The 15,346-nt window shown below is 38.0% G+C and carries 13 protein-coding genes and 1 other annotated feature; of the genes, 11 read left to right on the forward strand and 2 right to left on the reverse strand.

Features of this window, described 5'->3' with window-relative positions; genetic code table 11:
• Window positions 1-33: 33 nt before the first annotated feature.
• Window positions 34-357, reverse strand: coding sequence for a hypothetical protein (locus G413_RS0100290; RefSeq protein WP_022788956.1), 324 nt, complete (start codon window positions 355-357; stop codon window positions 34-36).
• A gap of 138 nt (window positions 358-495) precedes the next feature.
• Here G413_RS0100290 and G413_RS0100295 point away from each other — a divergent pair, with 138 nt between their 5' ends.
• Entirely contained in the window at window positions 496-723 is a 228-nt protein-coding gene (locus tag G413_RS0100295) for a hypothetical protein (protein WP_022788957.1), read from the forward strand.
• Window positions 724-767: 44 nt separating this feature from the next.
• Window positions 768-971: a binding site (T-box leader), on the forward strand.
• 31 nt (window positions 972-1,002) lie between these two features.
• Complete coding sequence (locus G413_RS0100300) at window positions 1,003-3,621, forward strand: valine--tRNA ligase (protein WP_022788958.1); 2,619 nt, start codon at window positions 1,003-1,005, stop codon at window positions 3,619-3,621.
• Window positions 3,622-3,865: 244 nt separating this feature from the next.
• On the opposite strand, the gene G413_RS0100305 is transcribed toward G413_RS0100300, so the two are convergent.
• Window positions 3,866-4,513, reverse strand: coding sequence for a hypothetical protein (locus G413_RS0100305; protein ID WP_022788959.1), 648 nt, complete (start codon window positions 4,511-4,513; stop codon window positions 3,866-3,868).
• A 435-nt stretch (window positions 4,514-4,948) separates the two neighbouring features.
• On the opposite strand from G413_RS0100305, the gene G413_RS10535 reads away from it, so the two are divergent.
• The 9 genes from G413_RS10535 (at window position 4,949) to G413_RS0100355 (ending at window position 15,326) form a co-directional block, all read left to right on the forward strand.
• Window positions 4,949-5,407, forward strand: a complete 459-nt coding sequence (locus G413_RS10535; RefSeq protein WP_022788960.1) for a MarR family winged helix-turn-helix transcriptional regulator — start codon at window positions 4,949-4,951, stop codon at window positions 5,405-5,407.
• A gap of 18 nt (window positions 5,408-5,425) precedes the next feature.
• Window positions 5,426-7,621, forward strand: a complete 2,196-nt coding sequence (locus G413_RS0100315) for an ABC transporter ATP-binding protein (RefSeq protein ID WP_022788961.1) — start codon at window positions 5,426-5,428, stop codon at window positions 7,619-7,621.
• Window positions 7,614-9,434: an ABC transporter ATP-binding protein gene (locus tag G413_RS0100320; RefSeq protein ID WP_022788962.1), complete on the forward strand. Its 1,821-nt coding sequence runs from the start codon at window positions 7,614-7,616 to the stop codon at window positions 9,432-9,434. Before G413_RS0100315 ends, G413_RS0100320 begins: the two co-directional genes overlap by 8 nt.
• Complete coding sequence (locus G413_RS0100325; protein WP_022788963.1) at window positions 9,427-9,690, forward strand: hypothetical protein; 264 nt, start codon at window positions 9,427-9,429, stop codon at window positions 9,688-9,690. The genes G413_RS0100320 and G413_RS0100325 overlap by 8 nt, the downstream gene beginning before the upstream one ends.
• 376 nt (window positions 9,691-10,066) lie before the next feature.
• Window positions 10,067-10,330, forward strand: a complete 264-nt coding sequence (locus tag G413_RS0100330) for a hypothetical protein (protein WP_022788964.1) — start codon at window positions 10,067-10,069, stop codon at window positions 10,328-10,330.
• Between the two features lie 359 nt (window positions 10,331-10,689).
• Window positions 10,690-11,217: a PepSY domain-containing protein gene (locus G413_RS11625; protein WP_022788966.1), complete on the forward strand. Its 528-nt coding sequence runs from the start codon at window positions 10,690-10,692 to the stop codon at window positions 11,215-11,217.
• 98 nt (window positions 11,218-11,315) lie between these two features.
• The gene (locus G413_RS0100345; RefSeq protein ID WP_022788967.1) at window positions 11,316-12,077 is read left to right on the forward strand and encodes a DeoR/GlpR family DNA-binding transcription regulator; all 762 of its coding nucleotides are present in this window, start codon (window positions 11,316-11,318) and stop codon (window positions 12,075-12,077) included.
• Window positions 12,078-12,088: 11 nt separating this feature from the next.
• Window positions 12,089-14,422 carry a glycyl radical protein gene (locus G413_RS0100350; protein ID WP_022788968.1) on the forward strand — a complete coding sequence of 778 codons (2,334 nt, stop codon included), beginning with the start codon at window positions 12,089-12,091 and terminating at the stop codon, window positions 14,420-14,422.
• Window positions 14,385-15,326, forward strand: a complete 942-nt coding sequence (locus G413_RS0100355; RefSeq protein WP_027968946.1) for a glycyl-radical enzyme activating protein — start codon at window positions 14,385-14,387, stop codon at window positions 15,324-15,326. The genes G413_RS0100350 and G413_RS0100355 overlap by 38 nt, the downstream gene beginning before the upstream one ends.
• The last annotated feature ends 20 nt before the right edge of the window (window positions 15,327-15,346 follow it).

Raw genomic sequence — 15,346 nt, forward strand, 5'->3', positions numbered from 1 at the left:
AATCTCCTTTTTATGAACATTACTTTCATTCTCTTAAGAAATTAATCTTTGAATTTGTTCAATAAAAGTTCTTGCTTCCTTAATGGCTTTATGGTAATCCAAATTGTTTCGAACAAGGGGTTCTTCATTCCAAGTGAGATCTTTGACAGAATCATCATTCCATGTAAAACGTATGATAATTTGAACATGCTCATCATCGTTAGCCATTGAATGACTTAAGGTATTCGCCAGGGAATTAAAAATGGTTTTGGAAACTTCTTTTTTTACAGGGACGATTTTTAATTCAACTTTTCGAATGGATGAAATATTCAAGGAAAGATTATCAGACTTTATGGTATTGTTTTCTAATGTAATCATAGGAAAGACCGCCTTTCTAATCCCTTTATATCATGCATGTTATAAAAAGTATAGTTAATTTTTACATCCTTTTAACGTAACAGTATCAAAGCTCTAACCTGCAAGACGTATGATATAACCAAAGTTGAGGTAGGGAAAATGTTGTATGTCATGGGATTCTGTAGTATTTCGCTAAGTGTTTTAAGTTATGTTCGTTCTAAGTTTTCATCCAGTCAGGTCAAAGAGCGTTTGGAGATTATCGCATGCACTTTATTATTGGTGGGCTTACTATTTTTAGTGGGTACATTTGGTATATCGTTGAGTGCGGTTTTGGCTTCCAGTTCGTTTATTTGTTTGGTGGCCCTTGTCTTTCAGTTTCTGATTTAAAATTAAGCCTTGAATTTTGTTTTCATTTAACATACACTATACACATAAATGCGAGGAATAGAAGGAGTAGTTTTTCCGGAAGTTGCAGAGAGTTTCTGGTTGGTGAAAAGAAATACAAAGGGAAGATGAAGGTAGTCTAGGAGCAGGTCTTTGAATAGAGTAGAAGACATCGCAGACACAGCGTTATGTGTAATGAGGTATGTTTTACATACAAATTTAGGTGGTACCACGTCAAGCACGTCCTAATCGGATGTGCTTTTTTTATGAAGGAGGATGAATATGGAAAAAGAAATGGCACCCAAATATGATCATTTACAAGTAGAATCCGGTAAATATCAAAATTGGATCGACCAGGGATATTTTACGGCTGGGGATGTATCAAAAAGACCGTATTGTATTGTGATTCCGCCGCCCAATGTAACAGGAAAACTGCATTTGGGGCATGCCTGGGATACGACATTACAGGATATTATCTGCCGTTATAAACGTTTGCAGGGATATGATGTATTGTGGGTGGCTGGTATGGATCATGCCGGAATTGCAACACAGGCTAAAGTGGATGCCCGTTTAAAAGAAGAGGGGATCTCTCGTTACGATATCGGTCGAGAAAAATTCTTGAATCGTGCCTGGGAATGGAAAGATGAATATGCGGCCACGATTCGTAAACAGTGGGCAAAATTAGGTTTATCTTTAGATTATACAAGAGAGCGTTTTACTTTGGATGAAGGATTGAGTCATGCGGTACGCAAGGTCTTTGTAGATCTCTATAACGATGGTCTGATTTATCAGGGAGAACGTATTATCAATTGGGATCCGGAAGCCAAGACAGCATTATCCAACATTGAAGTCGAACATAAAGAAATTAAAGGCCATATGTACTACTTTAAATATAAAGTGGTAGAAACGGGAAAAGAACTCATTATCGCAACAACTCGTCCGGAAACGATGTTTGCCGACCAGGCAATTTTTGTACATCCTGAGGATGAACGCTATAAAGATATTGTCGGAATGCATGCGATCAATCCGGCCAATGGCGAAGAATTACCAATCATGGCCGATGATTATATCGATATGGACTTTGGTACCGCTGTGATGAAATGTACACCGGCACACGATCCTAACGACTTTATGTTGGCTAAAAAATACGATTTGCCGATGCCAATCTGTATGAATCCGGATGGCACGATGAATGGTATGGCACATAAATATGCCGGTATGGATCGCTTTGAATGTCGTAAGGCATTGGTGGAAGATTTTGAAAAAGCCGGTGTTGTCGACCATATTGAAGAACATATGCATCAGGTTGGTCACTCCCAACGTACCGGTGTTATCGTAGAACCATATTTAAGCAAGCAGTGGTTTGTAAAGATGAAACCATTGGCCGATGAAGTTTTAAAAAATCAAAAGATTGAAGATCAAAAGATCAACTTTGTTCCTTCCCGATTTGAAAAGACATTTGAACAATGGCTGGAGAATATCGAAGACTGGTGTATTTCCCGTCAGTTATGGTGGGGACATCGTATTCCGGCATGGACGAATAAAACGACGGGTGAAATCTATGTAGGTATGGAGGATCCAAAAGATACAGAAAACTGGACACAGGATGAGGATGTACTGGATACTTGGTTCTCCAGCGCACTGTGGCCGTTCTCCACATTAGGATGGCCGGAAACCACCGAAGATTTAAAACGCTATTTCCCTAATGATTGTCTGGTTACCGGATACGATATTATCTTCTTCTGGGTAGCTCGTATGGCGTTCCAAACTCGTTACTGTATGAAGAATCGCCCGTTTAAAGATGTATTGATCCATGGCTTGGTACGTGATGCACAGGGACGTAAAATGTCTAAATCTTTGGGAAATGGTATTGATCCGATGGATGTCATTCAGGAAAAAGGTGCCGATGCCCTGCGTTTCTTCTTGACGACCAATTCGACACCGGGATTAGATCTTCGATTTGATGATAAAAAAATGGATGCATCCTGGAACTTTATCAATAAGATCTGGAACGCAGCGCGTTTTGTTCAGATGCAGCTGCAGGATGAAAAACCGGTATTGAAACCGGAAAACTTAAGTGCTGTAGATAAATGGATTTTGTCAAGAATGAATACCGTGATGGATCATGTTACTCTGAATATGGATCGTTATGAATTTGCGATGGTAGGCAATGAATTATATAGTTTTGTATGGGATGATTTCTGCAGCTGGTATATCGAATTAAGTAAAGCTAATTTGTATAGTGAAAATGTAAATGTTGTTTCTTCGACCAAAGCTGTACTATACACTGTATTAATCAACATTTGTAAGCTTTTACATCCTTTTATGCCGTTTGTAACGGAAGAAATTTATCAGTCGTTGCCACATGATAAAGAAAGCATCAATGTAGAAACATGGCCAGATAAGATTGAATTTGACTCTAAGGAAAACGAAAAAGAATTTGTCGATCTGGCTTTATCGATCATCGTGAAAGTTCGAGAGATCAAACAGGAATACAATATGAAACCAAGCAATCCTCTTACGATATCCATTGTCGATGAACAAGGAAGTGTAATCGATCTTTCGAACGATTATAAACGCATTATCGACCGTATGTGTCATGTCAACTTTGAAACGATCGAAGATGAAGATATTTTAAGCCGTACTCTGGAAAAAGCGATACTTCGTGTTCGTATGGGGGATCTGGTTGACTACAACGAAGAAAAAGAAAAGCTGGAAAAGGAAATTGATAGACTTCAAAAAGAAATCAAACGAGCCAGTGGTATGTTAAACAATCCAAATTTTGTCTCCAAGGCTCCACAGGCGAAGGTGGATCAGGAAAAGGCAAAATTAGCTTCCTATGAAGATCAACTGCATATGACTCAGACGAACCTGGAAGATATTTTAAAGAAAATTGGATAGTGTTAAAAAAGCTCCGAACTGGAGCTTTTTTGTATATATGCTAGAAAAAATCAACTTTAAATAGGTAGTAAATTGAAAGGAAAAGACAGAGCATGGCAAGTCCCCAAAAGAACCATATTGTAATTTTTTTTTGATTTTTTTTTGCTTTGCTTAAGGATACCAAAGAATATCCAAATCCATAAAATACACTGTATGGATTTGGATAGAATATGAAGTATCAAGTTAAATGTTTCCTCTGATATTGTCATAATGCATGGTACGCGTTACGCGCTCTAGCTGTTAGTGTATTTAGATGTTTGGCACTATCTATAACCCCTCCTGGGGCTCCCATAGAAGTTAAAGAACCAATGAGTCCACCTATACTAAGTCCTCCTGTGGCAAAGGCTGCGAGTAATGATCCTACCACATTGAAGCCTAAAGCCCATGTTATGCTCCACTCTGTACTGACCATATCATCTATGGCATCGGTAAAACGATCGATATTTGCTGCGTTCTTCGAAGTTCGAGTTCTCGTTTTGGATACTACTTTACCATTAATAACTGCAGTTAAGGTATATGAATTTCCTTTTTTTGAGTAACCCCATGGGGAATAAACGAAACGTGGTTTTTTATTGTAGAATGTAATTGTATTTTCTACTCCGTTAAAAATTTCTTTAATTTCTATTTTTTTGGTTTTTTTATCAAATGTAACTGTACCTTTAGAGGAGCTATCTAAATAATGAACAACTCTTTCTGTTTCATCATCTTTTATTATTTCATATTGTAGTTCAGAATATTCAGGATCAGAAATCGTCTCATTTTCTAATGCATAAGTACTAGAAGTTTGTGATAGTAGAAATGAGCATAAAAGAAATGGCACCATAAGTATAATTGTTAAAGATTTGCGTTTCATAATAACCTCCTACTTTCTTGTTCGTAGTGCAAATCCCAGGTGTATTGATTTCTTTTTTTATAATGGAAATCTCTAATCAAATCGATTTGATAATATTTATGTATATTATAGTATATATATTGCATTTTTTTCAAATGATTATTAAAACAATCTTATAGAGTCGTTTTATTTATTGGCATTGAATTGTTTTCTATCATTGCCTTTGATTAAAATTCATTTCTGGTCTAAGACCTAATCATAGGGAATGTCAAAATAGTACATTAATATGTATAAAATCATAAATAACAGTGATTCTACAATGAATCGCTTCGATGATGTCATTGAATGATGAGTGAGGGGAAGTAACAGTATGTCAAAATTTATATTGACATTAGTTCATGAGATGATAATATTTAGATACTAAAAGATTAAGAATCTTAATGAAAGGAGATTAGTATGTCAAAACAAGAAACGATCGATTTGATCAATTCTTCTATGTTGTCTTTGATGGAGTTCACAAGAAAGTCCAGAGGGCCAATTAAGGGTTTTCGGGCAAGAGATCTCAGTATTTTGATCTATATTCATACGGATAACGAACATCATCAGGTGACTATGTCACAATTAGCACAAAACTTAAAAGTGACACCGGCAGCCGCCAGTCAAATCATTACAGGTTATGAAAAAAATGGATGGGTAAAGCGTGTTCGTTCTACCGTGGATCGCCGAACAGTCTATATTCAGATCACGGATGAGATCAAAGAGAAAATGTTAGAGAAATGGAATTGTCATCAGGCTCGATTGAATGAATTTCTGGATATGTTAGGTCCGGAAGACTGTGAAAATTTTCATCGCATTCTTGAGAAGATGATTGATTTTGTACAAGAAAAAATGCAGGAAGATTTGTATGTGATGTAATGGAAAGAAAGGAACCGAATGAGTAAGTTATTCAGATATTTTAAGCCATATATCGGAAGCATTCTCTGTATTGTCGTCTTGTTGTTTGGACAGGCGTATTGTGAATTGAATTTACCGGATACGATGCAAAATATCGTAAATGTGGGAATTCAAAACCAGGGAATTACCAATGGTGTCTATCAAAGAATCTCAGAGAAGAGCATGCAGGGGTATTTATTTTTGGCGGATGACGATGTAAAAGAAGATATTTTAGATGCTTATACTTTGGTCAGTCCGGATGATGCAAGTTCTAAACAGATCAAGGAAGTTCCGGCTTTAGAAAATGAACCGGTTTATTTTCTTGATACTGATTTATCAAAAGAAAAGTTAGATCATCTTGACCAAGATTTAACCCAGCTACAAATGACTTTTGCGATGGTGATGCAGGCTATGCAGAAGGAAGGACTGTCGCAAGAGCAATTGGTGCCTTTTTTAAGGCAGAATGGAATGGAAACATTCAAAGAACAGGCCCATGCACAAATCGAAAGTTTAGGAGAATCCACAATTGCCACGATGAGTGCTCAGTTTGTTTCGGCTGAATATGAAAATCTAGGCATGGATATGGCACACCTGCAACAAAACTATATCCTTCAGAGTGGACTGTTTATGCTGGCGTATGCGTTGTCTAGTGGAATCTGTGCCATTTTCGTTGGTTACTTTGCCAGTCGTGTGGCTGCCGGAGTTTCCTATCATTTGCGTAACGATGTGTTCCAAAAAGTGACTTATTTCTCAAATGAAAACTTTGGTACGTTTAATACAGGGACATTGATTACACGAACTACCAATGACATTCAACAAATTCAAATGGCGATTATCATGATTCTTCGTATTGTGATCTATGCGCCGATCATCGGTATTGGTGCCTTACTTCATGTCTTACAAAGTGAGGCCGGTATGACATGGATCATTGCACTTTGTGTTGTTGTGATTTTAAGCATTGTTACCAGTGTGTTTGCTGTGGTGATGCCTAAATTTAAAAAGATGCAGAAATTTACTGATAAGCTCAACAGTGTCGTACAAGAGCTTTTGGATGGAATTTTGGTAATTCGTGCTTTCAATAATGAAACTGTGGAACAGGAAAAATTTGAAAAAGCCAACCTTGATATTACCAAAGTCAGCTTATTTACAACCCGTGCCATGGCTTTGTTGATGCCGTTGATGATGTTTTTAATGAATGGTACGACACTGCTGATTTTATGGGTTGGTGCCGGACAAGTGGATAACGGTATGATCCAGGTAGGAAGCATCATGGCCTTTATGCAGTATGCGATGCAGGTGATCATGGCTTTCTTGATGATTACGATGATTGCGATCATGATTCCCAGAGCCAATGTCAGTGCGTTGCGTGTTTATGAAGTTCTGCAAACCAAAAATACGATATTAGAGCCGGAACAGCCAATGAACTTTGATATAGCCAAGCGTGGAGAAGTGGAGTTTGATCATGTTTCGTTTCGATATCCCGGGGCGGATGAAGATGTACTTACAGATATCAGTTTTACAGCGCATCCAGGTGAAGTGACGGCCTTTATCGGAAGTACAGGATCTGGAAAAAGTACACTGGTGAATCTGGTGCCTCGCTTTTATGATGTCAGTTCGGGATCGATTCGTGTGGATGGCGTGGATATTCGCAAGGTGAATGCATCTAAGCTTCGGGATCGTATTGGATATGTACCGCAAAAAGGTGTACTCTTGGCGGGTACGATTGAATCCAATTTAAAATATGCGAAGCCGGATGCGGATTCTTTGGAAATCGATGAAGCTTTAGCCATTGCACAGGCAAAAGAATTTGTGGATACAAAACCGAAAGGTATTAAAGAACCGATCGCCCAGCAGGGGACTAACGTATCCGGTGGTCAAAAACAGCGTCTTTCCATTGCCAGAGCGCTGATTCGTAAGCCTGAAATTTATATTTTCGATGACTCTTTTAGTGCATTGGACTATAAGACGGATGCCAAGCTTCGTCAGCAGCTGCATACATCGATTCAGGATACCAAAAGTACGGTTTTGCTTGTGGCTCAGCGTGTGTCTACGATCCTTCATGCCAATCAGATCATCGTATTAGATGAAGGAAAGATGGTTGGAAAAGGAACGCATGAAGAGCTGATGAAGACTTGTTCAGTCTATCAGGAAATCGTTCTTTCTCAAATGAATGGAAAGGAGCTTGAAAATGCCTAGCCCGATGCATGGAAGAGGATCAAGCGTACAGAAGCCTAAAGATTTTAAAGGCTCTTTAAAAAAGATCGTGCGCATTTTAGCTCCTTATAAATTTAGTTTTATTCTTGGTTTGATTACGGCGGTTATTTCCGTTGTGATTAGTGTTGTCGGTCCAAAAATCATGGGAAATATCATCACTGAAATCGCAAATGGATTTATGGCGAAAGTACAGGGAACCGGTGGTATTGACTTTGACAAGATCTTTGAGATTGTCTCTTTACTTTGCGCTGTGTATGCCTTAAGTGCTGCTTTTGAATATGTGCAGGGATTCTTGATGTCAGGCGTATCGAACAAGATTGGTTATTCGTTACGTAAAGAAATGAATCAGAAGATTGATCGACTTCCACTTTCTTATTTTGATACACATGCCCATGGAGATATTCTGTCTCGTTTTACAAATGATGTCGATACGCTGGTACAGTCTTTAAACCAAACTTTATCTTCGCTTTTAAGCAATTTCGTTCGTGTTATCGGATTTTTGGTGATGATGTTGTCGATATCCTGGAAGATGACTTTATTGGCACTGGTGATTGTACCAATGAGCATTGTCGTGGTCATGTTTGTGGTAAAACGATCACAATCATATTTTAAACAACAACAAAAATCATTAGGTGTTGTCAACGGCCATATTGAAGAAATGTATTCGGCACATATCATTGTAAAAGCTTTTAACGGTGAAAAACAAAGTATGCAGGCTTTTGAACAATATAACCACGCTTTGTATCAAAGTGCCTGGAAATCCCAATTCTTATCGGGGTTAATGATGCCTTTAACACAGTTTATCGGGAATTTAGGTTATGTCGGTGTATGTATTTTGGGTGGTTATTTGGCCATGCGTCAGGAAATCGCTTTAGGGGATATACAATCCTTTATCACTTATACGCGTAACTTTACACAGCCAATCAACCAGATTTCACAGTCAATCAATACACTGCAGTCAACGGCAGCCGCTGCTGAACGAGTCTTTGAATTTTTGGATCAGGAAGAACAAATTCCAGATTCAACAACACCGGTTTGTGCGAATGCGACTAAAGGACAAGTCTCTTTTGAAAATGTCGTTTTTGGATATGAACCGGAAAAGACGATTATCCATAATTTCTCCATGTATGTAAAACCGGGACAAACCGTTGCGATTGTAGGACCTACCGGTGCCGGTAAGACAACGATCGTTAAGTTGTTGATGCGTTTTTATGAACTCAATAGTGGCGCCATTTATATTGATGGTGTAAATATCAAGGATATGAAACGAAGCGATCTTCGATCCAAGGTGGGTATGGTCTTACAAGATGCTTGGTTGTTTGAAGGAACAATTATGGAAAACCTGCGTTTTGGCAAACAAAAAGCTTCTGATCAACAAGTAATCGAAGCTTGTAAGTTAGCCCATGTGGATCATTTTATCCATACCTTGGAACACGGGTATCAGACGATGTTAGGAAATGATACAAGTAATATCTCCCAGGGACAAAAACAGCTTTTGACGATTGCTCGTGCTTTCTTGGCCGATCCATCTATTCTGATTTTAGATGAAGCGACTTCCAGTGTGGACACGCGAACAGAGATCTTGATTGAAAAGGGAATGGATGAATTAATGAAAGGCAGAACAAGTTTTGTCATTGCCCACCGATTATCCACGATCAAAAACGCGGATGCGATTCTTGTCATGGATCATGGAGACATCGTAGAAGTCGGAAACCATGATCAACTTATGAAAAAACAAGGATTCTATTACAATTTATATAACGCTCAATTTGAAGGAGATGAAGGAATTGAATAAAGTTCGAATCACTTTAGATGATTATAGAAATTTAGAAGAAGCTTGTAGTAATATTGCCCTCAAGTTAGACTTAGAAAACGATGGAATTAATGATATTCCATCTTTACAGGAACAACTGATGAAGATTTCAGAAGATATTGTGATTGAGTTAAGACAGATCAATACAATACCCGATGAGCTTTTACGTCTTCAAAGAGTATTTGAAGATCTTCAACAAAATAACGATCACGTATATTTGATCAGAGGAATCGGCTAAGTCGATTCCTTTTTTTACGGGCAGATGTGTAAATCCTATGATTTGGGTAACACAGAGATATGAGGTATGCATATGTATTAAAACAGAATCAACACTTAGAATTAAATTGAAAAAGAGTATAGAAAAACAATGGACTGTCATGATCAGTAGGATATAAAGATTATTACCATTAGTCTACTAAGTTGTTTTGAAATTTTGCATAAAACCATGATGCAATAAAAAATACTGAAATTTGATTTAAAGAATTGTGTTATAAAGGTGTTTCTTTTTAAAGTAATCGCTTACAAATATTTTGAAAATATTTAACATTGATTTGACAACTTTTTTCATTCTACGTAGTATAAAAGTAGTAAGGAGTGATACAGGAGTGATACATTTGAGAAAAATTAATATTTTATTAGATCGTTTTCAGGAGATGGAACATCCTCTTGAAGAAATATTCCTTTTATTACAAGTGGATTATAAACCCGAAGAAAGTTTGGAAACACTTTATAACACGTTGGTAAAAATTCAGGATCGTACAAAGATTCGTATTATACAAAAAAAGCCAGTTTCTGAACAATTGATGCAGATCGTTCGTTGTTTTCAGAAATCATCGGTACAAAATAAAAACTTAGACGTAAAGCTTTGCGTCGCATAAATTAGATAGAGACAGGATTAGAGATCCTGTTTTTTTTAATGAAGCCAGGAAAGAATAAAACTTTATTATGAAAAAGAGAATTATACTTTTTGATGTTCAAACTATAGAAGCACTCTTGACGTTTTTTTGGTGATTGTTTGTATCTATGTAAAAACGTATTGGATTCCAGCTGATATCGTGAATGTATTTTTATTCTTTTGGTTTGTGGTACATCCTTTTGCATATGCCATAGAAAAAAATAGGTTCATTTTTTTGGACTTGTTCTATGGATATTTCTGTTTTGCTTACAATAGCTTTCAGGCAAAAGAATAGAGAGATGTATATGGTTTTGATATAATACTAATAACAGGGAGGGCTTTATGAAAAAATCAGTAATCCTAATTATCGTTTTGTTTGTTGTCGCTTTGATTGTTGGTATTTCCTTGTTTTTTGGATTGCAAGTCGATCTGGAAAAGGCTAGGACGATCGCATTAAATCGGGTATCGGATGAGAATGCAGAAATCATCGAAGAAAAAAGTGAGAAAGACTTCTTATTGTCGGAGTATGAGTTTACGATTCTTACAGATGATGCTCGCTATGAAATTACCGTAGGAAGCTTTGGAGATATCAATGGATTTGAAAAAGAGGAACTTCCAAAACAATCGACGCAATCCACTGAACAAAACAATACACAAAATAATACAACCGATATCGGAATGCAGAAAGCACAGGAAATCGCATTATCAAATCATGCCAATGGTACAATTACCGATGCGGATCGCGATATAGAACCAAATGGAATCTTTTATGAGATCGAAGTTACAGAAGGATCGATTGAATATGATTATACGATCAATGGAAGCGACGGAGCAATTATAAGAACAACACAAGACAGCGTACATGATTAAGGACCTGAAAAAGGTTCTTATTTTTATTTATTATTTATTATTTATTATTTTTCTTTATTATTCATTATTGATGTGTTATAGTGATTACGGTGATACAGATGTTTGTAGAAGAACGACAAGAATTGATTGTAGAAGAACTGATCAGTAAAGGAAGTGTACGTGTCAAAGAGTTGAGCGAACGCTTTTCCGTGACAGAGGACTTGATCCGTAAAGATCTAAGTGTACTGGAAAAAGAAGGAAAATGTAAAAAAATTTATGGCGGCGCCATTCCTGTCAAAGAAAATGTACAGCGAAAAACAGCAGCACAGCGAAAAAAGCTGAATACCGAACAAAAAGAGATAATTGCACAAAAAGCCATACAAAAAATCGAAGATGGCAGTGTGGTCTTTTTAGATATCAGTACGACGGTGGTTGAATTGGCACGAATCATCGCCGAGAGAAATCTTCCCATTACGGTTGTGACAAATTCTTTGGAAGTTGTGAATCTGTTAGTCAATGCGAATAGTAATGTCATTTTCATTGGCGGAGAATTTGACTTTGGTAAAGATGGGTTTGTAGGCAGTTTGGCTGATCAGATGTTAGAAAACTTTCATTTTGATATTGCGTTTATGGGAGTGGTCGGTCTGGATCTGGAAGAAGATGCAGTCTATACCTACATGGCCAATGACGGAGTCACTAAACATGTCGTATTGAAACAGTCAAAGCTTTCCTATATGCTCGTGGATCATGAAAAGCTCAGTCAGATTGGAAATTATAAATATGCTCGTGTGGAGGAGTTTACCGGTTTGATCACCGATCATGCGTTAGGGAAAGCCTATCGCAAGCTTTGTCAGAAATATGGAATTGAAGTCGTGGATTAGGAGGAGACACTATGGAAAATCGCATTCAAATTTTAAAGGACAAAATGCTTTCGCAACCTCGTTATGTTAGTATCGAACAGGCGTTGATCATCACAAGAACATATAAGGAGCATGAAGGTGAATCTGCTCAGATGAAGAGGGCGTATGCACTATATAATGCTTTAAATGAATTGGAAATCGGGATTGAACCGGAAGAACTGATCGTAGGAAATCGTACAAAAGGTGTTCGCTATGGTGTCGTATTTCCTGAAAGTGGGATCAGTTGGGTCGATAAAGAATTAGAAACTATCGATTCGCGTCCACAAGATCGATTCTTGGTTCGACCAGAGGATATAGAAACCTTTCGGAAAGAAATTCTTCCGTACTGGAAAGGAAAAAGTTTGGAGGATGTTCTTCGTCAGCGTGCCGGTGAGAAAATCGATGCGATCAGTAAGGTGGTAAAGATCAACCAAAAAGATCATGCACAGGGACATATTTGTCCGAATGTGGCCGAGTGGTTAGAAAAAGGTCCGCAGGGACTTAAGGAAGAAGCGTTACATCATTTAGAAACTTGTGCTTCAGACAAACAAGATTTTTATCGCTCTATTGTATTGATTATGGAAGGTGTACAAAATTTTATGATGCGCTATCATGATCTTTTATTAAAAGAAGCGGCAAAGACATCACAACATGCATCAACCATGAAAAAAGTGGCAGAAATTTGTGCTAACTTGTCCAGACGTCCGGCCCAGACTTTTCATGAAGCCATACAATCGATGTGGTTTTTGTTTGTGATCTTACACATGGAAAGCAATGCCTCCAGTTTTTCACCGGGACGTTTGGATAAAACTTTATATCCATATTATAAAAAAGATAAAGAAGAGCTTTTGATCAATGATCAAGAAGCATTGGAGATTATTGAATGCTTATGGTTGAAATTTAACCAGATCGTGTATTTACGCAATAAGAATTCCGCAAAATACTTTGCCGGTTTTCCCATCGGTTTTAACATTGCCGTTGGTGGTGTGGATGAAAACGGACAGGATTTCAGCAATGAATTAAGTCATCTATTCTTAACGGCACAGGAAGAGCTTGGTCTTCCACAACCAAATTTAAGTGTTCGTCTGCACGAGCATACCAATGAAGAATTGCTTCGTCATGCGGTCAAGGTTGTATCTAAGGGCAGTGGTATGCCACAGTTCTTTAATGATAAGGCTATTGTCCATGAACTGGAAAAGTTAGGAATTTCCCATAAAGATGCCTTGGATTATGCCATTGTTGGTTGTGTGGAATTAACGACACAGGGAAATAATCTGGGCTGGTCTGATGCGGCCATGTTTAATATGAATAAAGTGTTAGAGCTTACATTAAATCATGGAAAATGTCTTCTGACAGGACAGCAGCTGGGACCGGATCTGGGTTCTTTAAGTACGTATCAGAGCTTTGATGCGCTGCAGGAAGCCTTTAAGCAGATGATGTTGTACTTTATTGATAAGATGATTCCTTGTTGCGAAGAGGTGGAAAAAGCCCATATTGATATTTTACCGACCGGCTTTTTAAGCAGTGTGATCGATGACTGTATGGAAAAAGGTTTGGATGTCACAAAAGGCGGTGCGCATTATAACTTGTCTGGTATCCAGATGATTCAGGTTGCCAACTTAGCGGATTCTTTGGCTGCCATTAAACAGATGGTTTATGATGAAAAACGGATTGAACCACAAGCTTTGGAACACGCCTTGCAGACAAATTTTGAACACGATGAAGTGATGCGACAGATGTTGTTGAACCGTGTTCCAAAATATGGTAACGATGTAGAATGGGTTGATGAATTAGGGGCCAAATGGGCACAGTTCTTTAGAGATACACTTAGAAATTATACGAATTATCGTGGGGGCATCTATCATTCCGGTATGTACACAGTCAGCGCGCATGTACCGATGGGACAAAATGTAGGAGCCAGCGCGGATGGACGATTATCACAAACACCGCTGGCCGATGGTGGCTTATCCGCCGTTTATGGTCGTGATTTAAAAGGGCCGACTGCTGTTTTAAAATCCGTATCTCGTCTAAAAGATGACTGTACGACCAATGGTGGCTTGTTAAATATGAAATTTTTACCGGAATTCTTTGCGACGGAAAGTGGTATTCAGAAATTCTGTAATTTCCTTCGTACCTTTGTCGATTTGGAAATTCCGCATATTCAGTTTAATGTGGTTCGAAGAGAAGATTTGCTGGCAGCGCAAAAACATCCGGAACAATATAGTTCACTGACGGTGCGTGTGGCTGGTTACACAGCTTACTTTACCGAACTGGCTGGGGATCTTCAAAATGAGATCATCGCAAGGACATCCTATGACAACATCTAAGCTTCGTGTCTTTGATATAAAACGCTTTTCCACACATGATGGCATTGGCATACGAACAACAGTATTTTTAAAAGGTTGTCCCTTGCGTTGTAAATGGTGCCAGAATCCGGAAGGACTTTTACCGACTGCTCAGGTTTTATATATGGAAAATAAGTGTATTCACTGCTTGAGTTGTCTAAATGCCAGTAAGAAGCAGGGGATTGAAGTCAAAGACGGAAAAATTTGTCTGCATCGTGAAAAAAAAGAAGATTGGAATGCTATTGTAGATGCCTGTCCGACACGTGCTCTGCAGTTTGATTCAAAGGAATATACGATCGAGCAGCTTGTGACAGAGATCAAAAAAGATGAAGCTTTCTTTAAACGAGAAGGTGGTGTGACCGTATCCGGTGGAGAACCGTTTCTACAACCGGAAGGCTTACTGGCACTTTTAAAGGCTTGTCATGAGGAAAAGATTCATACGGCCATCGAAACCAGTCTATTTACCGATTCCCAATGGCTGGAAAAGGCTTTACCTTATCTGGATCAGATTTATGCGGATTGTAAGTTGTTTGATGCAAAAGAGCATAAAAAATATACCGGGGTCGATAATACTTTGATCCTGAAAAATATTCAATTGCTTTTACAATCCGATAAAAAAGAACATGTGATCATTCGCACACCGTTGATTCCAACTATGACTGCTACAAAAGAAAATATTGCCGCGATTTCCAAGTTTTTGGTTTCTGTGTATCCGGATGTGCACTATGAGATTTTAAACTATAATCCTTTGGCTCAATCGAAGTATGCCTATTTAGATATGGACTTTTGTTTCAAAGAGAATCCCAAGCTCTATACCAAAGAAGTGATGGAATCGTTTTATAGTGTGGCAAAAGAAAATGGCATTCGTAATCTTGTGATTGAATAAAAAATGTTTGAAATTTACAA

It is taken from the genome of Faecalicoccus pleomorphus DSM 20574 (assembly GCF_000420345.1).
Classification (GTDB): Bacteria; Bacillota_I; Bacilli_A; order Erysipelotrichales; family Erysipelotrichaceae; genus Faecalicoccus; species Faecalicoccus pleomorphus.

Excerpts from the sequence above, each read along its gene's own strand:
- G413_RS10535 (WP_022788960.1), top strand. The coding sequence starts at position 4,949 with ATGTCAAAACAAGAAACGATCGATTTGATCAATTCTTCTATGTTGTCT.
- G413_RS0100350 (WP_022788968.1), top strand. The coding sequence starts at position 12,089 with ATGGAAAATCGCATTCAAATTTTAAAGGACAAAATGCTTTCGCAACCT.
- G413_RS0100305 (WP_022788959.1), bottom strand. The coding sequence starts at position 4,513 with ATGAAACGCAAATCTTTAACAATTATACTTATGGTGCCATTTCTTTTA.
- G413_RS11625 (WP_022788966.1), top strand. The coding sequence starts at position 10,690 with ATGAAAAAATCAGTAATCCTAATTATCGTTTTGTTTGTTGTCGCTTTG.
- G413_RS0100355 (WP_027968946.1), top strand. The coding sequence starts at position 14,385 with ATGAGATCATCGCAAGGACATCCTATGACAACATCTAAGCTTCGTGTC.
- G413_RS0100315 (WP_022788961.1), top strand. The coding sequence starts at position 5,426 with ATGAGTAAGTTATTCAGATATTTTAAGCCATATATCGGAAGCATTCTC.
- G413_RS0100300 (WP_022788958.1), top strand. The coding sequence starts at position 1,003 with ATGGAAAAAGAAATGGCACCCAAATATGATCATTTACAAGTAGAATCC.
- G413_RS0100295 (WP_022788957.1), top strand. The coding sequence starts at position 496 with ATGTTGTATGTCATGGGATTCTGTAGTATTTCGCTAAGTGTTTTAAGT.
- G413_RS0100290 (WP_022788956.1), bottom strand. The coding sequence starts at position 357 with ATGATTACATTAGAAAACAATACCATAAAGTCTGATAATCTTTCCTTG.
- G413_RS0100345 (WP_022788967.1), top strand. The coding sequence starts at position 11,316 with ATGTTTGTAGAAGAACGACAAGAATTGATTGTAGAAGAACTGATCAGT.
- G413_RS0100320 (WP_022788962.1), top strand. The coding sequence starts at position 7,614 with ATGCCTAGCCCGATGCATGGAAGAGGATCAAGCGTACAGAAGCCTAAA.